The organism is Cupriavidus consociatus (assembly GCF_017814975.1).
Lineage (GTDB): Bacteria > Pseudomonadota > Gammaproteobacteria > Burkholderiales > Burkholderiaceae > Cupriavidus > Cupriavidus consociatus.
Genome location: NZ_JAGIQA010000014.1, coordinates 14,219 through 39,013 on the forward strand (window position 1 = coordinate 14,219; position 24,795 = coordinate 39,013).

Below are 24,795 nucleotides of genomic sequence, written 5' to 3' on the forward strand. Positions count from 1 at the left end.
ATGAAAAAAGCCCGCCTGCACGGCGGGCTCTTGCGGCACGCAGCGCCAGGCTGCGGTGCCTAGTGGCGGTGAATCATATGGTCGAACCATGTGCGCACCGACTGCTCCTGCTGCTGCAGCAGCGTCGGGTTCTTCTCGCGCATGATCCAGATGACAAAGGCGGCGCAGGCGACCAGGGCGATCAGCGCCAGTGCCGTGATCAGTGCGGCAGTCATAGCAACCTCCTGTAAGCGACTGGTTGCACCTTCAGTGTAGGTCGGAACGCGCGCGATGCGGATGCCTGCAAAAGCAGGAAGGCCAGCCGCATTGGCTGGCCTTCCGGTATCTCAAGTGCCACGTGAGTCGGTTCCGTGTAACGCTTCCACAGTTTGCTGGTCCGCTTCTGCATTCACTGCCCGAGACTAGCTCTCTCGCCCATCCTGCGGCACCCCAGGACATATCTGCAGGATAGTACAAATTCGGGCGCGGGGAAGCTCTCGCTCGGGTGCCGATCAGGTTCCGCTCACGTCACCGCAATTCGGTCGTCGACCAGGCGGATCTGGCCACCGGGCTTGTCTTCCATCACCTTGAGCACGCGATTGCCCACCTGCAGCGTGACGCCGCCATGGATGCGCCGTGCCACGTCAATGACGGCGTCGGCGGCGGGCTGCATCTGCTGGCCCAGCTCGGCCAGGCGGCCTTCCAGTTCGAACTGGTCACGCGAGAGCTTGAACAGCGTGGCACGCGCCTTCTCGCGCAGGTCGCCGACGGCCTTTTCCGGATGCCTGGCAAAGAATGCGACCAGCTGCTTGACCTTGTTCTGCTCTTCCAGCAGCCTGCGGCGGTCGGCCTCGAGCGCGGCGCGTTGGGCGTCGGCATAGGGGTTCACTCCCACCTGCACGCTGGTGGCACTGCCGGCAGGACTGCCGAGCACCGCGGCGCGCACCGCCAGCATGGCGCGCGTGCGCCCGCCGCTGATGCTGCCCTGCACGCCGGTGCCGCCGACCACGATGCGCGCGCCCGCGGCCACGTCGCTCTGGCGGATGCCGCTGTCGACGGTCACCTCGGTGCCGGCCTCGACCACGGCGTTCTCGATGAAGCGCGCCTTGACCGCGCCCTTGCAGCGCACGCTGGCGCGGCTGATGCCGCCGTCGGCACGGCCGCTCTCGGCCTTGCCGATGATGCCGCCCTTGACCACGACGTTACCGCCGGCGTCGATATCGGCAGCTTCGATAGTGCCCTCGACCAGCACGTCGCCGCTGACGCGCACCGACATGCCGGTGCGGATATCGCCCGTCACGCGCAGCGTGCCGTCAAAAGCGACGTTGCCCGAATGCAGGTCGACTGCCTCGACCTGCACCACCGGGCTGACGGCGATGCCATGCACGCCGGCCACTGGCGCGCCGGCGATCACGGCAACCAGCAGGTCGGGGTCGTCTGGATCGGCGGCGGCGCCGGTCAGGCCCTCGGCAAAGGGCGGATCGTCCATGGGATCGGCGGCAATGGGCTTGCCGAACACGTCCACGCCGTCATGGCCGGGCACCGCCGGAATGCGGCGCATCAGCGGCGTGCCGGGGCTGACCAGCAGCAGGTTGCCGAGGTCGCGCAGGTCGACGCGGGCATCGTCTTCATCGGATTGCACCGGCTTGCGCGGTTGCAGCAGGTTGACAAAGCGCGCCGGCTCGCCCTGGCGCGGCGCCACGCCAGCGGCGATGGTGCGCAGCTCGCAGCGGCCTTCGGCCAGCGCGGCGTCGAGCGCCAGCACCTGGATCGGCGCCGCCACGCCGCGCCCGGCGACGGCGCGACGGATATCGTCCCCCGTGACCGGGCGGCCGCCTTCGGCCGGCAACAGCGTGAGCCGCACCGCCAGGCCGTCGTCCGTGATATCGAGCTCGAACGCGCCATCGACCAGTACGCCGATGGCGGCGTCGATCTCATGCTCGGCGCGCTGGCATTGCTGCAGGAACTGCGCGACCGCGCGTGCGTCCAGCCTGGCGCCGGCCCAGCCGTGGCTGTCCAGGCATTGCTTCAGGCTGGCGTGATCCGGCGCCAGCCTGCCCGGCTCCGGTGTGTAGCGTGCATGCACCTGCTCGCCTGGCTCGGTCAACTCCAGGCGCAAACCCGACTCGTGCCTCATGAGTCCCCTGACATTGTTGCGGAGCTGCATGGCGATCGCCCAAGGCGGCCTGCCCGCGCTGGCGGACAACGAACGCGTTCCCGGACCGCTGGCGCTCCACTTGTTATCGAACCATGACCATCGGCAGCGGAAGGGCGAAACTTGAGCGAGCAACGGTCCCCGCCGAGGTGGGGTGGGCCAGATCATCAGCGGATGGCCTCGCCGGACTTTTCGGTAAACTGTCGGCATTTCCGGGACGCGCCGCGTCCCGCAGCCTTGCAGTCCCCATGTCAAATACCCACGAAATCCGCCCCGGCCAGTCCATCGAGCTGCTCAAGGAACTCCATATCCTGACGCGCGACGGCAAGATGAACCAGGACAGCCGGCGCAAGCTCAAGCAGGTCTACCACCTGTTCCAGTTCATCGAGCCGCTTCTGCAGCAGGTCAAGGATGAGCGCGGCCGCGTCACGCTGGTCGACCATGGCGCCGGCAAGTCGTACCTCGGCTTCATCCTGTACGACCTGTTCTTCAAGGCATTGAAGGACGATTCGCATATCTACGGCATCGAGACGCGCGAGGAACTGGTGAAGACCTCGCAGGCGCTGGCAGCGCGGCTGGGCTTTCCCGGGATGTCGTTCCTGAACCTGTCGGTGGCGGACTCGATCACCTCGCCAAAGCTGCCGCCGACCGTCGACGTGGTCACCGCGCTACATGCGTGCAATACCGCCACCGACGATGCCATCCGCTTCGCGCTGGCCAAGCGCGCGCAGCACATCGTGCTGGTGCCCTGTTGCCAGGCCGAGGTAGCCAGCGTGCTGCGCAAGCACAAGGGCAAGCTGCTGGCGGGCAATCCGCTGACCGAGATCTGGCGCCACCCGCTGCATACGCGTGAATTCGGCAGCCAGGTGACCAATGTGCTGCGCTGCCTGCAGCTGGAGGCGCATGGCTACCAGGTCAGCGTGACCGAGCTGGTGGGCTGGGAACACTCGATGAAGAATGAGCTGATCATCGCCCAGTACAAGGACCTGCCGCGCCGGCGCTCGGCGGAGCGGCTGCAGAACGTGCTGGAAACGCTGGGGCTGGAAGAGATGAACGAGCGTTTCTTCACTGTCCCGGTATCGGACACACGGGCCGAGCCGGCCGAGCCGGCGTAAGTCAGTCTTTCGCGGGCGGGTTCTTGCCTTCGGCTTCGTCCTCGCCCGCCATCCAGCGCCGCCAGCCCGCATGTCCCAGGCGGCGCATGGTTGCCTGGTTGCGCTCGTAGATATCCGCCGCGTCCGGGAAGGCCGCCGCCGCGCGCGCGATGCTGTCCTCGCGCAGCAAGTGCAGGATCGGATACGGCGCGCGGTTGGTGTAGTTCTCGATATCGTCGGGCCCGGTCTCGGCGAACTGGTATTGCGGATGGAAGCTGGCGATCTGCAGCGTGCCTTCCAGGCCGAGGCTGCCGAGCAGGCGGTCGGCGAAGTACAGCAGGTCGTTGTAGTCGAGGAAATCGGCCACTGCGTCGGGCAGGATCAGCAGCGTGGTGTCGATCTTTGCAGGATCCGATTCCTCGAGCAGGCGCAACTCGCGCTCGAGTTCTTCCAGCACATCCGGCGCTTCGGTTGCCGTGCTGACCGCGTAGCGCACCTGCTCCTTCACATAGACGCTCTTGGCAAAGGGACACAGGTTCAGGCCGATCACCGCGCGTTCCAGCCAGTGGCGGGTGGCGGCGATGACTGCGTCTGCGGATGTGGCGGCAGAAGACATGGTGGCAATAGCTTGGACAATACGGGGGAAGCCGTCATTCTAGCGCTGCCGCAGGCTCTATAATCCGCGGCGGAAACACCCTTTGCCCTTGCCGAACGCCCCATGTCCCTTACCCCTCCTCCTCCAGCCAACGCCAATCGGCCTGACGTCGCCATCATCGGCGGCGGTCCGGCCGGCCTGATGGCTGCCGAAGTGCTGGCGGCGCAAGGTGCCAGCGTCGCGGTCTATGACGCGATGCCGTCGGTGGGGCGCAAGTTCCTGATGGCCGGCAAGGGCGGCATGAACCTCACGCATGCGGAACCGGAACCGGCCTTCCTCGGCCGCTATGGCGCCCGTGCTCCACAGATCACGCCGATGCTCGCGGACTTCGGCCCGCAGGCGCTGCGCGAGTGGGTGCACGGCCTTGGCATCGACACCTTCGTCGGCAGCTCGGGCCGCGTTTTCCCGACCGACATGAAGGCCGCGCCGATGCTGCGTGCATGGCTGCACCGGCTGCGCGAGGCCGGCGTGCAGTTCCATATGCGGCATCGCTGGCTCGGCTGGCTGGGCTGTGACGAAGGCGCGCCGCATGCGCTGCGATTTGCCACGCCGCGGGGCGAGGCATCCGTGTCCGCGCGTGCCGTGGTGCTCGCGCTCGGCGGCGCAAGCTGGGCGCGGCTGGGATCGGATGGCGCGTGGGTGCCGCGGCTGGCTGGCCGTGGCGTCGATATCGCGCCGCTGCGCCCCGCCAATTGCGGCTTCGATGTGGCATGGAGCGAATCGTTTGCCGATCGTTTCGCCGGCACGCCGCTCAAGCCGGTGGCGATTGCATTGACCGATCGCGACGGCAACGCGCACTACCGCCAGGGCGAGTTCGTCATCAGCGCCACCGGCATCGAAGGCAGCCTGGTCTATGCGTTGTCGGCGCCGATCCGCGACCGGATCGAAGCCGACAGAAGCGCGGTGATCCACCTCGACCTGCTGCCCTCGCACACCGCGGAACAGGTCGGCAACGAAGTGAACCATCCGCGCGGCTCGCGTTCCCTGTCGAGCCATCTGCAAAGCCGGCTCGGCATTACCGGTGTCAAGGCCGGTCTGCTGCGCGAATGCCTGACGAAAGATGCGATGCAAGATCCCGGCACGCTGGCCGTGTCGCTGAAGGCGCTGCCGCTGCGACTGCTGCGGCCGCGGCCGATCGACGAGGTCATCAGCAGCGCGGGGGGCGTGCGTTTCGAGGCGATGGATGAACGCCTGATGCTGCGCGCGTTGCCAGGCGTCTTCTGCGCGGGCGAAATGCTGGACTGGGAAGCGCCCACCGGCGGCTACCTGCTGACGGCATGCTTTGCCAGCGGGCGCACCGCGGCGCTGGGCGCCGCGGCGTATCTGCAGGCCTAGGCCAGCTTGCCGCCGACGATGCTGAGCGCCACCGCTTCGGCCACCTCGATACCGTCGATCGCGGCCGAGTAGATGCCGCCGGCATAGCCGGCACCCTCGCCCGCCGGGTACAGGCCCCTGACGTTGATGCTCTGGTAATCGTCGTTGTTGCGGCGGATGCGCAGCGGCGACGAGGTGCGCGTCTCCACGCCGGTCAGCACGGCGTCATGCAGCGCGAAGCCCGGCAGCTTCTTGTCGATCTCCGGAATGCCTTCGCGGATTGCCTCGATCACGTAGTCGGGCAACGACGTGCTCAGATCCGTCGGCGTCACGCCCGGCTTGTACGAAGGCTCGACCGAGCCCAGCGACGTCGACGCACGGCCGGCGATAAAATCGCCCACCAGCTGGCCCGGCGCGTTGTAGTTGCTGCCGCCCAGCTCGAACGCGCGTTCTTCCCACTTGCGCTGGAACTCGATGCCGGCCAGCGGTCCGCCGGGATAATCTTCCGGGGTAATGCCGACCACAATGCCGGCGTTGGCATTGCGCTCGGCGCGCTTGTACTGGCTCATGCCGTTGGTCACCACGCGCCCCGGCTCCGATGCCGCCGCCACCACCGTGCCGCCCGGGCACATGCAGAAGCTGTACACCGAACGCCCGTTGCTGCAGTGGTGCACCACCTTGTAGTCGGCCGCGCCCAGCAGCTTGTTGCCGGCGAACTTGCCGAAGCGGCTGCGGTTGATCAGGCCCTGCGGATGCTCGATGCGGAAGCCCAGCGAGAACGGCTTGGCCTCCATGAAAACGCCGCGATCGTGCAGCATCTGGAAAGTATCGCGCGCGCTGTGGCCGACCGCCATGATGACGTGGTCGGCTTCCAGGTATTCGCCGTTCGACAGCTTCAGGCCGCGCACCTGGCCGCCGTCGATGTCGATATCGTCGACGCGCGTTTCGAAGCGGATCTCGCCGCCCAGCGCGATGATCTCGGCGCGCATCTTCTCGACCATGCTGACCAGGCGGAACGTGCCGATATGCGGGCGCGCCTTGTACAGGATGTCTTCCGGTGCGCCGGCACGCACGAACTCGTTCAGCACCTTGCGCCCGTAGTGCTTCGGGTCCTTGATCTGGCTGTACAGCTTGCCGTCCGAGAACGTGCCCGCGCCGCCTTCGCCGAACTGCACGTTCGACTCCGGGTTGAGCACGCTCTTGCGCCACAGGCCGAAAGTGTCCTTGGTGCGCTCGCGCACTTCCTTGCCGCGCTCCAGCACGATCGGACGGAACCCCGACTGCGCCAGGATCAGGCCGGCCAGCAGCCCGCACGGGCCCATGCCGATCACCACCGGGCGCAGCGCGGGGCCGCCTTGCGGGGCGCGCGCGACGAAGTGGTACTCCATGTCGGGCGTCACGCTCCAGTTGGGCTTGCCGGCCATGCGCTTGCGCGCCGCGGCTTCGTCGCTGACTTCGAGATCGATGATGTAGGTCAGCTTGATATCGGAGCGCTTGCGCGCATCGTGGGCGCGGCGGAATACGGTATAGCCGATCAGGCCGTCTCCCTTGACGCCGATCTGCGCGGCGCTGGCACGCACGGCGGCGTCCAGGTCGCTTTCGGTATGGTCGAGCGGGAGTTTGACTTCACTTAGACGTAGCATGGGGAACCCGGGAACTGCGGCCGGGGGGTTGGGCACACCAATGTGCCAGGCCGGCCGGAGCGCAATTTTATAGTTTTTAGGGCGCCGGGTCGGCAATCCGTTGCGGCCGATGACGCCATGGCGCCGGCACGCGGCGCCTGCGCCACCCGAGCAGCGCCGCCAGGCGCCTGAACATGCCAGGCGGCATGGCGATGGTGAAGGCGGCGTCGACATGCGCTGCCACCTGCAGCCAGCCTCGTTCCGGTATGGTCAGCGTTTCCCCCGCGCCCAGGCGCCAGCGGGGGACGTGCCAGCTTTCGGCCAGCCATTGCGGCGGCCCGCAGACCTCGATCCGGCCGGCGCCTGCATGCAGCACCGTGCCCGCCCGCACGCGCAGGTGCAGGCATTGTCCGGCAGACAGGCATGTGGCGGATGCCGGCAACACGGCTCCTGAAGGGTCGATCGACAGGCTTGGCATGGCTTGGCTCCGGTAACAGGTTCAGGCCTCCAGCCTATCGGCCGCCTCACGCACACGGCAGGCACACCCCCGCGCAACCACCACCGGAACAGCAAGGAAAAACCGAGGCTGTTACGATACAGGCACCCCGCATCTGTATCTGTACCCGGATGGCCATCCGCCCCACCATGCCGCCATGGAATCCACCCCGCTCTACCGCCAGGTTGCCGGCCACTACCGGCGCGCCATCGAATCCGGCACGCTGACCGCCGGCGACCGCATGCCATCCGTGCGCGCACTGATGGGACTGCATGGCGTCAGCCTGTCCACGGCGCTGCAGGCCTGCCGCCAGCTGGAAAGCGACGGCCTGCTCGAAGCCCGCCCGCGCGCCGGCTATTTTGTCGCGGCACCTGTGCGCGCGCCGCTGGCACCGCTGACCGAACCCGACGCCGCGCTGCCCGATCCCGCGCAGTACGTCGGCATCCACCAGCGCATTTCGGGACTGCTGGCGCGCAGCCAGCACCAGCATGTCCATACCAACCTGGGCGGCGCCTACTGTGCGCCCGCGCTGTATCCCGCCGAGGCGCTGCGCAGCGCCGCGGCGCGCGCCCTGCGCCGGCATCCGATGCTGTTCGGCGAGGCGGTCGAGCCTGAAGGCCATGCGCCGCTACGCGGTGCCATCGCGCGTCAGGCGCTGCACGCGCGGATGCAACTGGCGCCGGAGGAGATCGTCATCACGCACGGCTGTACCGAGGCGCTCAACCTGGCGTTGCGCGCGGTGGCCGGCCCGGGCGACGTGATCGCGGTGGAATCGCCCACCTACTACGGACTGCTGCAGATCCTCGAAAGCCTCGGCATGCGCGCGCTGGAAATCCCGTGCAGCCCGCAGACCGGGATGTCGCTCGAGGCGCTCGAACTGGCGGCGCAGCACTACGACAATATCCGCGCGGTGGCGGTGGTGCCCAACCTGCAGAACCCGCTCGGCTGCATCATGCCTGACACGCACAAGGCGCGCCTGGTGCAGTGGTGCGAGGCGCGCGGCATCGCGCTGATCGAGGACGACTGCTTTTCCGCCACCGCCGACGGCGATACCCAGCCGGCGGCGGCCAAGGCCTGGGATGGCAGCGGCAACGTGATCCACTGCGCCTCGCTGCACAAGGTGCTGGCGCCTGGCATGCGGCTCGGCTGGATCGCTGCCGGCAAATGGCAGCCGCGCGTGGAAATGCTCAAGTTCGGGCTGTCGCGGCCCAACGAGATGCTGTCGCAGATGGCGGCGGCGGATTTCCTCGCCAGTGGCGCGCATGAACGGCACCTGCGCCGGCTACGCACGCGGCTGCAGCTGCAGCGCGAATGGTTCGCCCAGGCGGTGGCAGCAAGCTTCCCGGCCGGGACGCGGCTGGGCTCGCCGCGCGGCGGCATGCACCTGTGGGTGGAGATGCCCGCGCAGGTCTCGTCCGAGGCGGTTTTCGACCAGGCGCTGCAGGCCGGCATCCGCGTGATGCCCGGGGTGATGTTCTCCAACGCCGGGCGCTTCGACCATTGCCTGCGCATCAACTGCGGCACGCCGCGCTCGGCGCAGATCGAGCGCGCACTGGCCACGCTGGCCGGCGTGGTGCACCGCCTGGCCGGCTAGTCTGCGGCAGCGCGCATTTTTGCAACACACATGCAGGGCGGACTGCCGGATTGACCTGCTTTTTGCGCCCCGTTTGCCCCATTTGCCACCGCCTGGCCTATGCTTGTGCGCTGGCGCGCGCCCGTGGCCCGGCTGGTCCCCGCTGCCGGCGGCCCCCCCTGCCAGGCGCCGCCATCAGACGGGAACAAGAATAAAGGAGAGTGGCCTTGAGCAGTCCATCCGCGGCATCGCGCAACCGCCCTGCCGGCACCGAACCGGGCAACAGCGTCGACGACTACCAGACGCTGTTCCAGCTCGCCCCCGTGTCGCTGTGGCTGGAAGACTTCAGCGACGTGCGGGTGCATTTCGAACAGCTGCGCCGCGACGGGGTCACCGACCTGCGCGCCTACCTGCGCGCCAACCCGCACCAGGTAGCGCAGTGCTCGTCGCTGATCCGCGTGATCGATGTCAACCAGCGCACGCTCGACCTGTTCCGCGCGGCCGGCCTCGATGACCTCATCGCCAACCTCGAGACGGTGTTCCGCGACGACATGTTCGACCAGCACGTGGAAGAACTCGGCCAGCTCTGGGACGGCGGCAACCGCTTTTCCAGCCAGACCGTCAATTACACGCTGGACGGCGAACGCCTCGACATCCGGCTCGAGGCCACGGTGATGCCCGGCCATGAAGGCAGCTGGGAGCGCGTGCTGCTGTCGATCGAGGACATTACCGCGCGCGTGCGCACCGAACGCGAGCTGCGCTGCAGCGAGCAGTACGCCGTGGGCCTGTTCGAACACTCGCCGGTGTCGCTGTGGGTGGAAGACTTCAGCGCGGTCAAGGTGCTGCTGGACGAAGTGCGCGCGGCCGGCATCACTGACTTCCGCACCTTCCTCAACGTGCATCCGGACTTCGTCTCGCGCTGCATGCAGGAAATCCGCGTGCTCGACGTCAACCGGCAGACGCTGCTGATGTTCGGCGCCGGGTCCAAGCAGATCCTGTTGTCGCGCCTCGGCGATGTGTTCCGCGACGACATGCGCATCCACTTTGCCGAGCAGCTGGTCGACCTCTGGCACGAGAAGCTGTGGCAGCAGCGCGAAGTCATCAACTACACCCTCGATGGCCGCCAGGTCGACGTCTTCATGCAGTGGTCGGTCTTCCCCGGCTGCGAAGCCGACTGGGACCAGGTGCTGGTGTCGCTGACCGACATCACCGCGCGCAAGAAGGCCGAGGCCTATGTCGAGTTCCTGGGCAAGCACGACGTGCTGACCAAGCTCTACAACCGCGCCTACTACGAAGACGAACTGGCGCGGCTGGGCCGCAAGGGCCCGTGGCCGGTCAGCGTGGTGGCGGTGGACCTGAACGGGCTGAAAGTGGTCAACGACCAGTTCGGCCACGGCGACGGCGACGGACTGCTGCGCCGCACCGGCGAGGTGCTGAAGAAAGCGGTGGGCGAGCAGGCCTGCGTGGCGCGCATCGGCGGCGATGAATTCATGGTGCTGCTGCCCGGCCGCGACGAGCGCGGCGCCGCCACGGTGGTCGAGCAGATCGAACAGGTGGTCGAACTGAACAACACCTTCTATCCCGGCGTGCGCCTGAGCTTCTCTATCGGCCATGCCACCTGCGTGCAGGGCGAGCGCCTGACCGACGCGGTCAAGGTGGCCGACAGCCGCATGTACGAAGCCAAGCGTGCGCACTACGAGGCGCTGGGCAACGAGCGCCGCCGCGGCAACTGAAGCAGCCTGACGCAAGAAAGCAAAAGAGCCGGCAGGCGCCGGCTCTTTTGCTGATGACATCTCGCGAATTACAGGAAGATGACCAGGGCCACGCCCCCCACGATCAGGCCGAACTTGGCCACGTAGTACAGCTGGCGGTTCCATGCCTTGAAGCGGCGGCGATATTGCCCGCCCAGCCAGACAAAGCGGAACAGCTTGTTGATCATGCCGGTCTGGTCGTGCTCGTCGTTGGGCGAACTCGCCGCGGTCATGACCTTGCGGCCCATCCAGTGGTTGAACCTGGCGGCCCAGCCATAGCGCATCGGCCGCTCGATATCGCAGAACAGGATCAGCCGGTTGGCGTCGCTGCGGTTTTCGGCCCAGTGCAGGTAGGTCTCGTCGAATACCACGCCCTCGCCGTCGCGCCAGCTGTGGCGCTCGCCGTCGACCTCGATAAAGCAGCGGTCGTCGTTGGGCGTGGACAAACCCAGGTGGTAGCGCAGCGAGCCGGCAAACGGGTCGCGGTGCGGATTGAGCTTGCCGCCAGGCGGCAGCTCGGCGAACATCGCCGCCTTCACGCTCGGCAGCTCGCGCAGCAGCGCCACGGTCTTGGGGCACAGCACTTCGGCGGACGGGTGCTGGGCCTCGTACCACTTCAGGTAGAAACGCTTCCAGCCGTACTTGAAGAATGAATTGAAGCCGGCGTCGTCGTTCTTGTCCGCGGCCTTGATCTTGCGCATCGCGGCCAGCGCCAGGCCTTCGTCGCGGATCTCCGGCCACGCGGCGCGCAGCTTCTCCAGGTCCGGGAAATTATCGACCGGGATGTACGGCGTGCGCGGCACGCCCGAGAACGCGTACATGAAGCAGTTGATCGGCGCGACCAGCGCCGAATGGTCCAGCAGCTGGCGCCAGATCTTCAGCCTTACCTTGCCGCGGAAGTGCACATACAGGATGGCACCGAGGTAGCCCGCGACGATTATCCACTTGATCACCCGAAGGTCCTCCTGGTTGGCCGCCCTGGCGCGCCAATGACGGACGCAGCGGGCAGGCTGGGCGAAAACCGGCATTTTACCGAAATGGCCGGCACGCCGCAGCTAGTGGCGGCTGAGGCACATCACAGCGAGAGGCGATCTAGGACTCGCGATCCTGCCCGCCGCGCGACTGGCGCGCGATGCGATCGATCAGCGCCTGGGCATCCTCGGGCATGCCCTGCAGTGTCAGCAAGCGGGCGTTGAGCACGAGGTTTTCCAGCACCAGCTTGGCGGTCGAGGCCCACATCGTGGCCAGCAGCGCTTCCATCGGCATGCCGGACGTTTCCATCTGCTCGGAGCGCTCGGCGATCAGCCGGCACGCCAGCTGGCGCAGCGCGCTGTCGTCGAACGGCAGGTCGGCGTAGTCGATCGGGTCTTCCTTTTCGACCTCGGCCATCAGTTGCAGCAGGGTGTCTTCTGTCATGGGCAGACTCCTGGCAAGGCATGAACGCGATGGGCACCGCCAGTCACGCGGCGACGAACTTCTCAGCATCGCGCTCGACCTGATCGGCATTGCCATAGCCTACCATCGCATCGGCCATCGGGCCACGATGCCTCCCTGCCGCGCGCCGCGGTTGTGCCTTCCGTTCGGCGCCTGTGGCGAGCGAATGCAGCGCGCCGCTATGTTCAGAGCGCCGGCGGCTGGCGACGGAAGCCGACGCCGAAGCGGTTCCACGCATTGATCATCGAGATCAGCAAGGTCAGGTCGGCAATTTCCTTCTCCGAGAATTGCTCGCGCACCGCGTTGTAGTCAGCGTCGGGCGCCTGGCTTTGCGGCAGCAATGTCAGCGCCTCGGTCCAGGCCAGCGCGGCACGCTCCCGCGCGGTGAACCAGCTCACTTCGCGCCATGCCGGCAGCAGGCTTAGGCGGCGATCGCTCTCGCCGTGCTTGCGCGCGTCGGTCACATGCATGTCGAGGCAGAAGGCACAGCCGTTGATCTGCGAGGCACGGATCTTCACCAGTTCCTTCAGGCTGTTTTCGAGCCCGCAGCGGGCCAGGTAGATCTCCACGCCGACCATGGCCTTGTAGGCGTCCGGGGCCACGTCTTGCCAGTTCATGCGTTCTTCCATGTCGATGCTCCAGGGATCCGGTTGAGTGATGGGCGGGCGCTGGCCCGTTGGACTCAAAGATAGCCCCGGAGATTGGCTCCGTACACTGCCAATTTCCGGCAAAATTAGTAGTCCAATTTCCGGACAAGGACCATGGAGCTCCATCTCGCGCTGGACCACGCCGGGGACCTTACGGGGCAGATCGTCCACCAGATCCGCAACGCCATCCAGGCCGGGCGCCTCGAGGCCGGTGCACGCATGCCACCCACGCGGCTGCTCGGCACGCAGCTGGGCGTCGCGCGCAAGACCGTGACCACCGCCTACGAGCGGCTGGTGGCGGAGGGCTGGCTGCACGCCCGCGTCGGCGACGGTACCTATGTCGCCGAGGGTCTGGCGCGCAAGCCGGTGCGCATTGCCGCCGCGCCGGTGCTGCCGCCGGCGGTGCAGCGCTGGATGGCGGTCGAAGCGCCCTTCCTCGGGCCGGCAGGTGGTGCGCGCTATGCCTTCCAGCCGGGCCAGGCCGACACCGCGCGCTTCCCGCACGAAGCCTGGTCGCGCTGCGTGCGCACGGTACTGGCGGCGGAGCGGCAACGCACGCCCGGGCCAGCGGACCCCTGCGGCGAGATGCCGCTGCGGCAGGCCATTGCCACCCATATCGCCTTCACTCGCGGCGTGCAGGGCGCACCCACCGATATCCTGGTCACCGCCGGCGCGCAGCAGGGCATCGACCTGGTCGCCCGGCTGCTGCTTGGGCCGGGCGCCGTGGTAGCCATGGAAAATCCCGGCTACCCGATGGCGCGCGCGCTGTTCCAGGGGCTGGGCGCGCGCGTGGTGCCGGTGCCGGTCGACGGCGAAGGACTGGTGGTGGAGACACTGCCCGGCGAGGCGACGCTGGTCTTTGTCACGCCGTCGCACCAGTCGCCGCTGGGCATGCCGATGAGCCTGGCGCGGCGGCAGGCGCTGCTCGACTGGGCCGCGCGCCGCCATGCGGTGATCCTGGAGGACGACTACGACAGCGAGTTCCGCTATGGCGGGCAGGCGCTGGACGCGTTGCAGACGCTGGACCGCCATGGGCGCGTGGTGTACCTGGGCACGTTTTCCAAGACGCTGCTGGCCAACCTGCGCTGCGGCTACCTGGTGGTGCCGCCATGGCTGATGCCGGCGGCACGCAAGGTCAAGCACCTGATGGACTGGTACACCCCGACGCTGATCCAGCACGCGCTGGCGCGCTTCATGTCGGAGGGACACCTGCTGCGCCATATCCGGCGCTCGCACGCGCGCCATGCGCAGCGGCGCTCGCGGCTGCTGGCGCGGCTGCACGGCGACCTGTCACCGTGGCTCGAAGCCCTGCCGGCAATGGCCGGATTTCACCTGGCAGCGCGGCTGCGCGTGCCGGTGGCTGCCGACGCGCTGGTGGCGATGGCACGCCTCGCGGAGCTGGAACTGGCCACCCTCGACCCCTTCTACGCCACGCCGCCGCCGACCTGCGCTGGCCTGCTGCTCGGCTTCGGCGCCATCGACCTGCTCGACATCGATCCGGCGCTCGACCGGCTGGCAATGGTACTCTCTGCCCTGGCCCCCGAGCCGGCGCACGTCGTGTGACGCCGTCGACATTCCGGAAAAGTGCCGGTCTCAGGGTACGCACCGAATGCGTGGGAGCGCACGCCCCGGCATACTGGCGTCCGCAAGCTTCCGTTGAACAAATCTGACGGGAAGCAGTCTCATTCGCACTTCCAACTACACCAGAGTCGCGTTCATGACCAAGCGTTTGTTGTCCGCCATGCGTCAGTACGCATGGTTTTCAGGGGTGAAGCACCATGTCGTGCAGGGCGTCGAAGCCCTGGCGGAATTGCTCAAGTCCCCTTCCGCCGCGGCGCGTGCCGTCGCAGCCGTGATCGCCGAGACCGAGCACGGCGTGCAGGTCTGGGTGTCGTATCTCGGCAAGCCGCTGGACCCGCACACCAACTACGTGCTGTGGCCGAACCGCGTCCTGCGGCCGGCACGGCGCCGCATCCAGCCCTCCCCGATCGAGCAGTTGCAGATGCGACGGCGGCGCGACGATTAGCCACGCCCTTCGCTGCATCGACATAGCGCCCCGCCGGCGCTGGTGGCGCTCAGGCGTCCGCCCAGCGGCGCAGCAGGTTGTGGTAGACACCAGTCAGGCCGATCACGGCTTCATGCGACTGGCCGAGTTCCTGCGCCGTCTGGCGAATGCGCCTGTCCATCTCGAACAGCAGCGAACGCTGGCCATCGTCGCGCACCATGCTCTGGATCCAGAAGAAGGACGACACCCGCGCGCCGCGCGTGACCGGCGTCACGTGGTGGATGCTGGTAGCCGGGTACAGCACCATATGCCCGGCCGGCAGCTTCACGCGTTGCTGCCCGTAGGTGTCCTCGACCACCAGTTCGCCGCCGTCGTACTGGTCCGGTTCGGTCAGGAACAGCGTTGCCGACAGGTCGCTGCGGATGCGGAAGCTGGTGCCGCGCAGGTAACGGATCGCATTGTCGACATGGTTGGCAAAGGTGTGCCCGCCCTCATAGCGGTTGAACAGCGGCGGGTAGACCTTGAGCGGCAGCGCCGCCGAGAAGAACAACGCGTTGTTGCCCAGCGCATCCTGGATCAGGTCGCCAACCTGGCGCGCCGCGGGCGAGCCTTCGGGCAACTGCAGGTTGCGCTTGGCCAGCGCCGACTGGTAGCCCGAGGTTTCATTGCCGTCGGTCCACGGCGCGGCATCGATGATCTGCCGCACCTGCGCCACCTGGTCCTTGGAAAGTACGTCTGGAATCTGCAGCAACATGGTGGCGACAACCTTTGGGCAAGAATGGGAAAGCGCGCACGCCGGACGGACGCTTCACGAAGACGGTATTGTATGTGAACCGTGATCTCGCTCGAACAAGAATCATTATTGTTTGACCTTGCGCAGGCGCCGGTTCCACTACAATGGTTTTTGTGTTCCCGTCATCGCCAAGGAGAAGACATGTCCGAACCGCTACACGACGAAGCGCTGGTCAATCTTTATCTGGAACGAATTTCAGCCCTGTCGGTGAGCGCCTTCGATGGTGCCGATGTCGGCGCCGAGCTCGATGCCGTGATGCGCGAGGCGGTGGCCAAATGCCAGGCGGCCGGCGGTCCGCAGTCACAAGGCACGCTGGCGGTGCTGGCCAAGCGGCTGCGTGAGCGCGCGGAAGCGGCCGAGCGCGAAGACCAGGCATTGGTACGCGATACTTTCCTGAAGGCGGCACAGCGATTGCCTGCCTGACGGCGTGCAGGCGCCATGCGCGTGATCATCGCGCGGCTTTGCGGATTCAATTCGAAACTGGGAATGAATCAGGCCGATCGGCCTGGAGAACAACGCCTCGAAGAATTGCGGCGAATGCCGCGAAGGCGTTGGTTGCGGGGGCAGGACTTGAACCTGCGACCTTCGGGTTATGAGCCCGACGAGCTGCCAACTGCTCCACCCCGCGTCTGAAGAAAAACATTATGCAGTATTCGCACGCATCTGGCAAGGCTTTTCTATGTTCGCTGTGAAATCGCTGGCTTGCTCACGCGCGATGCATGGATTTGCCGTCGGCATCGTGCGTGGCGAGCAGCACCTCGATGTAGCGGTTCACCTGATCGAGCGCCTCGAGCTTGGTGTCGAACGCATGGTTGGGAAACGGGCTATGCCGCCCGGCGACGACGATGCCATCGCTGCGACGAACGATTTTGACCAGGATGGCCCACTTGCGTTTGGGCAGGGCAATCACTTCGTAGACGACCTTGTAGCCTTCGAATTCAGGCATGGCGCGGCACTCCTTCTGCCGCGATGGCGAGCAAGACGCCGCTCGCTTCCACATCCAGCGTAGGAATGCCGCCCCGGATCAAAAATGATCCGGGTCAAGGTGGATAGATCATCGTGTGATATATGCCGTTGCGTCGTTCGCAATATCATATCAGCCCATGTGGCGCGCCCGGCCATTACTCCGGCGGCGGCCCTAGCATCCGATCCACCAGCGCATAGCCGGCACCAAAGGCCGCCACTTCCGCAGCGTGCCGAGTGGCGAATTGCTGCGCGCCACTCGCCAGCACTTCGATGTCGCCCGCGTCGGCGGGGTCCGCCCCCTCCTGCGCCACACGCACTTCGTAGCCCCATCGTCCAATACTGCGCTCGCCCTGCGGCGAGACCAGCACGTAGACATCCATGTCGCGGTACTGCTCGACGCGCCAGTCGTTTTCCATACCCATTGCTCCGGAGGGTCGGCGTGCTTCGCCTGTTGGTTCGAGCCTAGGAGGCGGCACGCGAGCGCGCAAGCCGTGGCGCGCCAAAAAGCGCTGCCGGCGCATGGACGACACGAGGACAACACAGGGGACGACAAGGTGACAGGCGAGAAGGCACCGGCCGGGCGGCCAAGCGATGCCCTCGACGGACGGAGGGAAGGAAAGCAGCAAAACAAAAAGGGCTTCCGTTTCAGGAAGCCCTTTTCTTACTGCATAGGTGGCGCGGCTGGCAGGATTCGAACCCACGACCCCTTGGTTCGTAGCCAAGTACTCTATCCAACTGAGCTACAGCCGCACTCGAGAAAAGAGATTATATCTGAGATTTCAGATTTGTGAACCCCCTTCGGCACTTTTTTCTCATCTTTTCGCGAGCGTGGGTCTGTCCGCAGCGTTTTTCTATAATGAGAACCCGAAGAAGTGATCCGGACCATGAACAAGGCATTTGTCAAAGAGTCCTCAGGCGACGAGGACGACGACCTCCCCGAAGGCGCAACGCCGCTGCCTCCCGGCACCAAGAACTACATCACCGCCGATGGCTACAACCGCCTGCGCAATGAGCTGATGCAGCTGATCGACGTCGACCGGCCCGACGTGGTGCAGATCGTCTCGTGGGCGGCGTCCAATGGCGACCGCTCCGAGAACGGCGACTATCTCTACGGCAAGAAGCGCCTGCGCGAGATCGACCGCCGCATCCGCTTCCTGACGCGCCGCCTGGACAAGGCCGAAGTGGTCGATCCCTCATTGCAGGGCGACAACGACCAGATCTTCTTCGGCGCCACCGTCACCTATGCCAACCGCGCCGGTGAAGAGACCACCATCACCATCGTGGGCATGGACGAAGTGGACCTGGACAGCAATCGTGTCAGCTGGATCTCGCCGATCGCCAAGGCGCTGATCAAGGCGCGTGAAGGCGACACCGTGCCGCTGCGCACGCCCGCCGGGGTCGAGCAGATCGATATCCTGGAAGTCAGCTACCCGACAAAAAACAATCAGTAGTCAGGCGCCTGCCTAGCCGTCGTTGCGGTCGCGGAAGATGCGGATGACGTCGGGGTTGCGGCGCAGCCCACGCATCACGTTGGCCAGGTGCAGGCGGTTCTGCACCTGGATGATGAACTGCATGTAGGTGGCTTCCTGATGGCTGCCGTCCTGCTGCTCCATCGCCACGTGCGCGACGTTGGCATCGGCGGCGGTCAGGTCCGCGGCGACGCGCGCGACGATGCCCTTGACGTTGCGCACCATCACCTTGATCGACACGTCGAAGGCCCGCGTGGTCTTCTTGGCCCACATCACGTCGATCCAGTGCTCCGGATCCTTGCTGTGCAGGCGCTTGGCGATCTTGCAGTCCTGTACGTGGATCTGCAGCCCTTCGCCCTTGCCCAGGTAGCCGACGATCGAATCGCCCGGGATCGGGCGGCAGCATGCCGAGAAGATCATCGACATGCCCTCGTCGCCGGTGATCGGCACCGCGGGCGCCTCTTCGCCGGCAAAGGTCTGCACCGCCGCCAGCAGCGCGCTGTCGACGTCGCCGGACAGCTCCTGCAGCAGGATTTCCATGCGCTTGGCCACCACCGCCGGCACGCGCCGGCCAAGTGCCAGGTCGGCAAAGATGTCTTCGCGCTGCTTGTTGCCGGTCCACTGGATCATGCGCTCCCACACCGACTGCGGCACGGCCTTCAGTTCGATGCCCAGCTGGCGCGCAGATTGTTCCAGCAGCCGCTCGCCGAGCTGGATCGCTTCGTCCAGCTTGGTGGTCTTCAGGTAATGGCGGATCGCCGCGCGCGCCTTGCCGGTGCGCACGAACGACAGCCACGCCGGGTTCGGCTTGGAGTACGGCGCCGTCACCACCTCGACGATATCGCCGCTCTTGAGCTCCGTGCGCAGCGGCAGCAGCTCGTTGTTGATCTTGACCGCGACGCACTGGTTGCCCAGGTCGCTGTGCACCGCGTAGGCAAAGTCCAGCGCGGTGGCGCCGCGCGGCAGCGCGCGGATATGGCCCTTGGGCGTGAACACGTAGACCGCGTCGGGGAACAGGTCGATCTTGACGTGCTCGAGGAATTCCTGCGAATCGCCGCTCTGGCTCTGGATATCGAGCAGCGACTGCAGCCACTGGTGCGCCTGCTGCTGGATATCGTTGGCGTGGTCGGCCTGGTGCTTGTACATCCAGTGCGCGGCCACGCCGGCCTCGGCGATCTGGTGCATGTCGCGCGTGCGGATCTGGAACTCGACCGGCGTGCCGAACGGACCCACCAGCGTGGTGTGCAGCGACTGGTAGCCGTTGATCTTCGGGATCGCGATGTAGTCCTTGAACTTGCCCGGCATCGGCTTGTACAGGCCATGCAGCGCGCCCATCGCCATGTAGCAGTGCATCTGCGTTTCCACCACCACGCGGAAACCGTATACGTCCAGCACCTGCGAGAACGACAGCTGCTTGTCGTGCATCTTGCGGTAGATGCTGTACAGCGTCTTCTCGCGGCCGGACAGTTCGGCCACGATGCCGGCATCGGCGAGTCCCTTCTGCGCGGCCTCGAGAATGCGCTTGACTACCTCGCGCCGATTACCGCGCGCGGCCCTGACCGCTTTTTCCAGCGTGGCGTAACGGAACGGCGAGCCTACCTTGAACGACAGTTCCTGCAGTTCGCGGTAGATGGTGTTGAGACCGAGACGGTGCGCGATCGGCGCATAGATCTCCATGGTCTCCAGCGCGATGCGGCGGCGCTTCTCCGGCGGCACGAAGTCGAGCGTGCGCATGTTGTGCGTACGGTCGGCCAGCTTCACCAGGATCACGCGCACGTCGCGCGCCATCGCCAGCAGCATCTTGCGGAAGCTTTCCGCCTGCGCCTGCTCGCGGCTCTGGAATTCGAGCTTGTCCAGCTTGGTCAGGCCATCGACCAGTTCGGCGACCTTGGGACCGAATTTCTCGGCCAGCTCGCTCTTGGTGATGCCCTGGTCTTCCATCACGTCGTGCAGCAGCGCCGCCATGATGGACTGCACGTCCAGCTTCCAGTCCGCGCACAGCTCGGCCACCGCCACCGGATGGGTGATGTAGGGCTCGCCACTCTGGCGGTACTGGCCCAGGTGGGCCTCGTCGGAAAACTGGAAGGCCTCGCGTACGCGCGCCAGGTCGGGCGCCTTCAGGTACGCGAGCTTTTCCATCAGCCGGGTGATGGAAATGACCTGCTGGCGCGGCGGCACCGCCGGCTGCGAAGTCGGACCGAAGAAGTGCCGGTATGACTGCGCCAGCACTGCATCGATAAACAGACTGTCCGCTACCGGAGGCGTCGCTTCCTGCACTGCCGCCAGCTCATCCGGCAGCGCGAGAGCCCTCGCCTTGCCCGGTGCGAGCGCGGGCGCGACGGCACGTTCCCCGACGACATCGTCGCCAAGCGGATCGGGAAGATTGGGAGCGCCGGTGCGCGCGTTCACGGAAGACTGGCCCGGGATGGTGCGCTTACGCGCCGTGGGCGGCGCCGCATCGCCGTGCGCGCCCGCCGCGGGCGTTGGCGGAGAGGAAGGCTGGGAGGGCAGATGCGGCGAAGGCATGGCGGCGGCCCCTGGAATCCGGCTGGAGAGCCTGGAAATATGCTGGCACGTTGCGAGGATGAGCCATGGGCCGGCCGCTCGATCGGGTCGATCAGGTCGGGACCTTCTTCAGCATCTCGATGCCGACCTGGCCCGACGCGATCTCGCGCAGTGCCACCACGGTCGGCTTGTCCTTGGCCTCGACCTTGGGCGTGTGGCCCTGCACCAGCTGGCGCGCACGGTACGTGGCCGCCAGGGCGAGCTCGAAGCGATTCGGGATGTGTTTCAGACAATCTTCGACGGTAATACGCGCCATATCAAATCCACCTTGGGACAAAACCTGTTGGGTTGCTATTTTACAGCACGCGGCGGAAAACGCCGGAGGTGCCTGCGCTCGCGTGCCTCGGCTCAGTGGATGCCGAGCTCGATGAACAGCTCCGCGTGCCGTGCCTTTTGCGACGAAAAGCGCAGACGGGTAGCCCGAACCACGTTGCGCAGCTCTTCCAGCGCATCGTCGAAGACCTCGTTGATGATGACGTAGTCCGACTCCGACGCATGCGACATCTCGCTGCCCGCCGCCAGCAGGCGGCGCACGATCACGTTGGGCTCGTCCTGGCCGCGCTTCTTCAGGCGCTCTTCCAGCGCGGTCAGCGACGGCGGCAGGATAAAGATCTCGACCGCGTTGGAGAAGCGCTGATGCACCTGCTGCGCACCCTGCCAGTCGATCTCGAGCAGCACGTCGTTGCCTTGCGCCATCTGCTGCTCGATCCACACGCGCGAGGTCGCGTAGTAGTTGCCATGGACCTCGGCCCACTCCAGGAACTCGCCTCGGTCACGCGCGGCGCGGAAGGCGTCGACGCTGACGAAGTGGTATTCGCGGCCGTCCTGCTCGCCCGGGCGCGGCGCGCGCGTGGTATGCGAGATCGACAGGCGGATGGCCGGGTCCTGCGCCAGCAGCGCGTTGACCAGCGTCGACTTGCCGGCTCCCGACGGCGCCACGACCATGAACAGGTTGCCAGGGTAGACGGTGTCGATGGGAGGATGCGGCGCGGTTTGAGACGTTTGGCTCATGATGATGATTCGGTGACTTCGGGTGATTCCTGGGGTATGCCGGTGCTTGCTGCGTTATTCGAGGTTCTGGACCTGCTCGCGCATCTGCTCGATCAGCAGCTTGAGCTCCATCGACGCATCGGCCAGCTCCTTGGCGGCGGCCTTGGAGCCGAGCGTGTTGGCCTCGCGATTCAGCTCCTGCATCATGAAGTCGAGGCGCTTGCCGACCTGCCCACCCTTCTTCAGGATATGGCGGGTCTCGTTCAGGTGTGCCTGCAGCCGCGACAGCTCTTCCGCGATGTCGATGCGGATGCCGTAGACGGTGGCTTCCTGGCGGATGCGCTCGGCAATCTCGTCGCGGCTCATCGACGGCATACCGGTGGGCGCGGCCAGGTTGAACGCTTCCTGCAGGCGCTCGGTCAGCTTTTGCTGATGGTGCGCGATCAGCTGCGGGATCGCCGGCGTCAGGCGCTCGACGATCGCCAGCATGGCGTCGACGCGCTCCATCAGCGCCGCCTTGAGCGCCTCGCCCTCGCGGCGGCGCGCTTCCAGCAGCTGGTCCAGCGCCTCGCGCGCGGCGCCGGTCACGGCTTCGCGCAGCGCGTCCTGCGACAGCTCGGGCTCGACCAGCACGCCCGGCCAGCGCAGGATCTCGCCCATGCGCAACGTGCCGGCGCTGGGGAAGGTGCCGGCCACGGTGGTCTCCAGCGCGCGGATCTGCGACAACAGGCCGTCATTGAGCGCCAGCGTGGCGCCGCCCGAGTCGGTGCGCTGCAGGTTGATGCGGCATTCCAGCTTGCCGCGCGACAGCTCGGCCATCAGCATCTCGCGCAGCGCCGGCTCAAAGGCGCGGCACTCTTCCGGGGCCCGGAACAACAGGTCGAGGAAACGCGAATTGACAGTGCGGAATTCCACCGAAACGGAGGCGCTGCGCCCGCTCGGCTCGCCCTGTGCGTTGGTCAGTGGCGCCTGGCGCGTCGCCAGGCCATAGCCTGTCATGCTGTGGATCATTGGATGTTCTCGTGAGTGGAGGCGGCCCCGGGGCGCTGCCGGCCCCGCGGGCTCCCTCCTCGAGCCTCCCGCAACCGGATCCGGGAGCGCTCTCAAAACGTTGAAAGGAGGGCAACAATGCCCGTATTTGTGTTCTTTACAAGTGACCGATTAGCCCGGACAATCCGTTGGCAAATCCGCGGAGGCAAATCCGGCCCCTATTCCCATGACAGAGTCCAAGGGCACGACACAACCGAAGAGTGCACCGCTGCCCGTCGGCACGCTGTTGTCCAACTATCGTATTGTAAAGAAGTTGGCCAGCGGGGGGTTCAGTTTCGTCTACCTGGCCACCGATGAAACCGGCGCACCGGTCGCAATCAAGGAGTATCTGCCGTCGTCGCTGGCACGGCGCAACCCGGGCGAACTGATCCCCGTGGTGCCCGAGGAAAACGCCGCGGCGTTCCGCCTCGGCCTCAAATACTTCTTTGAAGAAGGCCGCTCGCTGGCCCGCATTTCCCATCCCAGCGTGGTGCGCGTGGTGAATTTCTTCCGCGAGAACGCCACGGTCTACATGGTGATGAACTACGAGCTGGGCAAGACGCTGCAGGAGCACGTGCTGGCGGCCCGGCAGCAAGGCCGCGCCAAGGTGCTGCGCGAGCATTTCATGCGCAAGGTCTTCCACGACCTGATGAGCGGCCTGCGTGAAGTCCATATCCACAAGCTGCTGCACCTGGACATCAAGCCCGGCAACATCTACCTGCGCGAGGACGAGTCGCCGATCCTGCTGGATTTCGGCGCCGCGCGGCAGACGCTGACCATGGAAGCGGCGCGCTTCCAGCCGATGTACACGCCCGGCTTCGCCGCGCCCGAACTGTACGGCAAGCATTCCGACCTGGGCCCCTGGACCGACATCTACAGCCTGGGGGCCACGCTCTATGCCTGCATGGCCGGCATGCCGCCGCAGGAAGCCAACCAGCGCGAGAAGGAAGACCGCATGGGCGAGGCGCTGGTGCGGCTGCGCAGCAGCTATACCAACGGCATGGTCGACCTGGTCGAATGGTGCCTGCGGCTGGCGCCGTCTGAGCGGCCGCAGAGCGTGTTCCGGCTGCAGAAGGAACTGCGCGAGCAGACCAACGCGCTGAGCGAGCAGTCGCTGCTGGCGGCTGCGCCGCCGGCCCCTGCCGAGCGCCCCGCTCCCGCTTCGCGCTTCCTTACGCTGCTGCGCCGCCGTGACGAGCCGACCTCCGGCGCGAGCGTAGAATAAATCACAAATCGCGCCCATCGGGGCGCGGTGACCTTACTGAATTTCCGAAGCCAACATGCGATTCTCTGTCTACCAGGAAAGCAGGAAAGGCGGCCGCCGCGTCAACCAGGACCGCATGGGCTATTGCTTCACGCGCGACGCGTTGCTGATGGTGCTGGCCGACGGGCTCGGCGGCCACGCGCACGGCGAAGTCGCGGCGCAGCAGGCGCTGCAGACGCTCGCGCGGCAGTTCCAGACCCAGGCGCGCCCGGCGATACGAAACCCCGCGGAGTTCCTGCAGGACACCATCATGCTGGCGCACCGCGAGATCCACCGCTACGCGGAAGCCAACCGCATGGCCGACGTGCCGCGCACCACGGTGGTCTGCTGCCTGGTCCAGCACGGCCAGGTTTACTGGGCCCATGCCGGCGATTCGCGCTACTACCTGTTGCGCAAGGGCCGCCTGCTGACGCGCACGCGCGACCATTCCAAGATCGAGAACCTGCTGCAGCAGGAACGCGTGCTGCCGATGCACGTGGCCAACCACCCCGAGCGCAACAAGCTCTACAACTGCCTGGGTTCGCCCAACCTGCCGCTGATCGACCTGGGCGGCCCGGTGCGGCTGGAGCCCGGCGATGTCGCCTTGCTCTGCTCCGACGGCCTGTGGGGGCCGCTGGACGAGCAGGCGCTGGTCGACAAGCTGTCGCGGCTGTCGGTGGTGCAGGCGGTGCCGGCGCTGATCGAGCTGGCGCTGCAGAACGCCGGCGAAGGTGCCGACAACACCACCGGCATCGCCATGATGTGGGAGCTCGACAACAACGCCACCGGGCCGGATTCGGTGATGACCGATACGCTGCCGCTGAACGCGTTCACCACGTCGATCCTGGACCGCACCGGCACGGACAGCGACCTGCTGTCCGAGGAAGAGATCGAGCGCTCGATCGCCGAGATCCGCGCCGCCATCGACAAGACCAGCAACCTGATGCGCTGACCTGGTTCGCCGCCGGCCTTTGTCCTTCGCCGCGCGCCCGTATGCAGCGCGCGCGGGCCGGCG

25 protein-coding genes and 2 tRNA genes are annotated in these 24,795 nt (G+C 66.4%); 10 read left to right on the forward strand and 17 right to left on the reverse strand.

All coding sequences use genetic code 11. The annotated features are described in order from the left end of the window. Positions 1-59: 59 nt before the first annotated feature. Together J8I82_RS19490 and J8I82_RS19495 are read right to left on the reverse strand one after the other, a co-directional pair. Positions 60-215 carry a hypothetical protein gene (locus tag J8I82_RS19490; RefSeq protein WP_209760415.1) on the reverse strand — a complete coding sequence of 52 codons (156 nt, stop codon included), beginning with the start codon at positions 213-215 and terminating at the stop codon, positions 60-62. Positions 216-502: 287 nt separating this feature from the next. Next, entirely contained in the window at positions 503-2,116 is a 1,614-nt protein-coding gene (locus tag J8I82_RS19495) for a flagellar assembly protein A (protein ID WP_209760585.1), read from the reverse strand. Between the two features lie 266 nt (positions 2,117-2,382). Between J8I82_RS19495 and J8I82_RS19500 the strand changes: the two genes are divergently transcribed. Next, complete coding sequence (locus J8I82_RS19500; protein ID WP_209760416.1) at positions 2,383-3,249, forward strand: class I SAM-dependent methyltransferase; 867 nt, start codon at positions 2,383-2,385, stop codon at positions 3,247-3,249. A gap of 1 nt (position 3,250) precedes the next feature. On the opposite strand, the gene J8I82_RS19505 is transcribed toward J8I82_RS19500, so the two are convergent. Then, positions 3,251-3,844, reverse strand: a complete 594-nt coding sequence (locus tag J8I82_RS19505) for a DUF1415 domain-containing protein (RefSeq protein ID WP_209760417.1) — start codon at positions 3,842-3,844, stop codon at positions 3,251-3,253. A 102-nt stretch (positions 3,845-3,946) separates the two neighbouring features. Here J8I82_RS19505 and J8I82_RS19510 point away from each other — a divergent pair, with 102 nt between their 5' ends. Continuing rightward, entirely contained in the window at positions 3,947-5,218 is a 1,272-nt protein-coding gene (locus J8I82_RS19510) for a TIGR03862 family flavoprotein (protein WP_209760418.1), read from the forward strand. On the opposite strand, the gene J8I82_RS19515 is transcribed toward J8I82_RS19510, so the two are convergent. Next, positions 5,215-6,840, reverse strand: a complete 1,626-nt coding sequence (locus tag J8I82_RS19515) for an NAD(P)/FAD-dependent oxidoreductase (protein WP_209760419.1) — start codon at positions 6,838-6,840, stop codon at positions 5,215-5,217. The genes J8I82_RS19510 and J8I82_RS19515 overlap by 4 nt on opposite strands. A 76-nt stretch (positions 6,841-6,916) precedes the next feature. Continuing rightward, the gene (locus tag J8I82_RS19520; protein ID WP_209760420.1) at positions 6,917-7,297 is read right to left on the reverse strand and encodes a hypothetical protein; all 381 of its coding nucleotides are present in this window, start codon (positions 7,295-7,297) and stop codon (positions 6,917-6,919) included. 175 nt (positions 7,298-7,472) lie between these two features. On the opposite strand from J8I82_RS19520, the gene J8I82_RS19525 reads away from it, so the two are divergent. Together J8I82_RS19525 and J8I82_RS19530 are read left to right on the forward strand one after the other, a co-directional pair. After that, a complete protein-coding gene (locus tag J8I82_RS19525; RefSeq protein WP_209760421.1) occupies positions 7,473-8,909 on the forward strand; it encodes an aminotransferase-like domain-containing protein in 1,437 nt (478 codons plus the stop codon). 206 nt (positions 8,910-9,115) lie between these two features. Continuing rightward, on the forward strand, positions 9,116-10,621 hold the full coding sequence (locus J8I82_RS19530; RefSeq protein ID WP_209760422.1) for a sensor domain-containing diguanylate cyclase: 1,506 nt from the start codon (positions 9,116-9,118) through the stop codon (positions 10,619-10,621). 68 nt (positions 10,622-10,689) lie between these two features. On the opposite strand, the gene lpxO is transcribed toward J8I82_RS19530, so the two are convergent. From lpxO to J8I82_RS19545, 3 genes are all read right to left on the reverse strand, one after another. Further along, a complete protein-coding gene (gene lpxO / locus J8I82_RS19535; protein WP_209760423.1) occupies positions 10,690-11,592 on the reverse strand; it encodes a lipid A hydroxylase LpxO in 903 nt (300 codons plus the stop codon). A gap of 139 nt (positions 11,593-11,731) precedes the next feature. After that, positions 11,732-12,055 carry a hypothetical protein gene (locus J8I82_RS19540; RefSeq protein ID WP_209760424.1) on the reverse strand — a complete coding sequence of 108 codons (324 nt, stop codon included), beginning with the start codon at positions 12,053-12,055 and terminating at the stop codon, positions 11,732-11,734. A 203-nt stretch (positions 12,056-12,258) separates the two neighbouring features. Next, positions 12,259-12,702 (reverse strand): carboxymuconolactone decarboxylase family protein, encoded by a 444-nt coding sequence (locus J8I82_RS19545; protein WP_209760425.1) that lies wholly within the window; start codon positions 12,700-12,702, stop codon positions 12,259-12,261. 132 nt (positions 12,703-12,834) lie between these two features. Here J8I82_RS19545 and pdxR point away from each other — a divergent pair, with 132 nt between their 5' ends. Together pdxR and J8I82_RS19555 are read left to right on the forward strand one after the other, a co-directional pair. After that, the gene (pdxR, locus tag J8I82_RS19550) at positions 12,835-14,283 is read left to right on the forward strand and encodes a MocR-like pyridoxine biosynthesis transcription factor PdxR (RefSeq protein ID WP_209760426.1); all 1,449 of its coding nucleotides are present in this window, start codon (positions 12,835-12,837) and stop codon (positions 14,281-14,283) included. Between the two features lie 154 nt (positions 14,284-14,437). After that, positions 14,438-14,746 (forward strand): hypothetical protein, encoded by a 309-nt coding sequence (locus J8I82_RS19555; RefSeq protein ID WP_209760427.1) that lies wholly within the window; start codon positions 14,438-14,440, stop codon positions 14,744-14,746. Between the two features lie 49 nt (positions 14,747-14,795). Here the strand turns inward: J8I82_RS19555 and J8I82_RS19560 are convergent, their stop codons facing one another. Continuing rightward, positions 14,796-15,479 carry a Fe2+-dependent dioxygenase gene (locus J8I82_RS19560; RefSeq protein ID WP_209760428.1) on the reverse strand — a complete coding sequence of 228 codons (684 nt, stop codon included), beginning with the start codon at positions 15,477-15,479 and terminating at the stop codon, positions 14,796-14,798. 180 nt (positions 15,480-15,659) lie between these two features. Here J8I82_RS19560 and J8I82_RS19565 point away from each other — a divergent pair, with 180 nt between their 5' ends. Then, a complete protein-coding gene (locus tag J8I82_RS19565; RefSeq protein ID WP_209760429.1) occupies positions 15,660-15,941 on the forward strand; it encodes a hypothetical protein in 282 nt (93 codons plus the stop codon). Between the two features lie 129 nt (positions 15,942-16,070). Here the strand turns inward: J8I82_RS19565 and J8I82_RS19570 are convergent. From J8I82_RS19570 to J8I82_RS19585, 4 genes are all read right to left on the reverse strand, one after another. Next, positions 16,071-16,146 (reverse strand) — tRNA-Met (locus J8I82_RS19570). Between the two features lie 78 nt (positions 16,147-16,224). Beyond that, the gene (locus J8I82_RS19575) at positions 16,225-16,464 is read right to left on the reverse strand and encodes a hypothetical protein (protein ID WP_209760430.1); all 240 of its coding nucleotides are present in this window, start codon (positions 16,462-16,464) and stop codon (positions 16,225-16,227) included. A gap of 175 nt (positions 16,465-16,639) precedes the next feature. Then, positions 16,640-16,900: a hypothetical protein gene (locus tag J8I82_RS19580; protein WP_209760431.1), complete on the reverse strand. Its 261-nt coding sequence runs from the start codon at positions 16,898-16,900 to the stop codon at positions 16,640-16,642. A 257-nt stretch (positions 16,901-17,157) separates the two neighbouring features. After that, a tRNA-Arg gene (locus tag J8I82_RS19585) sits at positions 17,158-17,234 on the reverse strand. A gap of 134 nt (positions 17,235-17,368) precedes the next feature. Here J8I82_RS19585 and greB point away from each other — a divergent pair. Continuing rightward, complete coding sequence (gene greB / locus J8I82_RS19590) at positions 17,369-17,935, forward strand: transcription elongation factor GreB (protein WP_209760432.1); 567 nt, start codon at positions 17,369-17,371, stop codon at positions 17,933-17,935. A gap of 12 nt (positions 17,936-17,947) precedes the next feature. Here greB and J8I82_RS19595 read toward each other — a convergent pair whose 3' ends face one another. The 4 genes from J8I82_RS19595 to J8I82_RS19610 all read right to left on the reverse strand — a co-directional run bounded on the left by J8I82_RS19595 (position 17,948) and on the right by J8I82_RS19610 (position 22,519). Beyond that, positions 17,948-20,479, reverse strand: a complete 2,532-nt coding sequence (locus J8I82_RS19595) for a RelA/SpoT family protein (protein WP_245179918.1) — start codon at positions 20,477-20,479, stop codon at positions 17,948-17,950. A 91-nt stretch (positions 20,480-20,570) separates the two neighbouring features. Further along, positions 20,571-20,774: a DNA-directed RNA polymerase subunit omega gene (gene rpoZ / locus J8I82_RS19600; protein ID WP_006578656.1), complete on the reverse strand. Its 204-nt coding sequence runs from the start codon at positions 20,772-20,774 to the stop codon at positions 20,571-20,573. Positions 20,775-20,866: 92 nt separating this feature from the next. Then, on the reverse strand, positions 20,867-21,529 hold the full coding sequence (gmk, locus tag J8I82_RS19605) for a guanylate kinase (protein WP_209760433.1): 663 nt from the start codon (positions 21,527-21,529) through the stop codon (positions 20,867-20,869). 54 nt (positions 21,530-21,583) lie between these two features. Further along, positions 21,584-22,519 (reverse strand): YicC/YloC family endoribonuclease, encoded by a 936-nt coding sequence (locus J8I82_RS19610; protein WP_209760434.1) that lies wholly within the window; start codon positions 22,517-22,519, stop codon positions 21,584-21,586. A gap of 205 nt (positions 22,520-22,724) precedes the next feature. Between J8I82_RS19610 and J8I82_RS19615 the strand changes: the two genes are divergently transcribed. Next, positions 22,725-23,762, forward strand: coding sequence for a serine/threonine protein kinase (locus J8I82_RS19615; protein ID WP_209760435.1), 1,038 nt, complete (start codon positions 22,725-22,727; stop codon positions 23,760-23,762). A gap of 55 nt (positions 23,763-23,817) precedes the next feature. Continuing rightward, positions 23,818-24,732 (forward strand): PP2C family protein-serine/threonine phosphatase, encoded by a 915-nt coding sequence (locus J8I82_RS19620; protein ID WP_029045631.1) that lies wholly within the window; start codon positions 23,818-23,820, stop codon positions 24,730-24,732. Positions 24,733-24,795 lie beyond the last annotated feature (63 nt).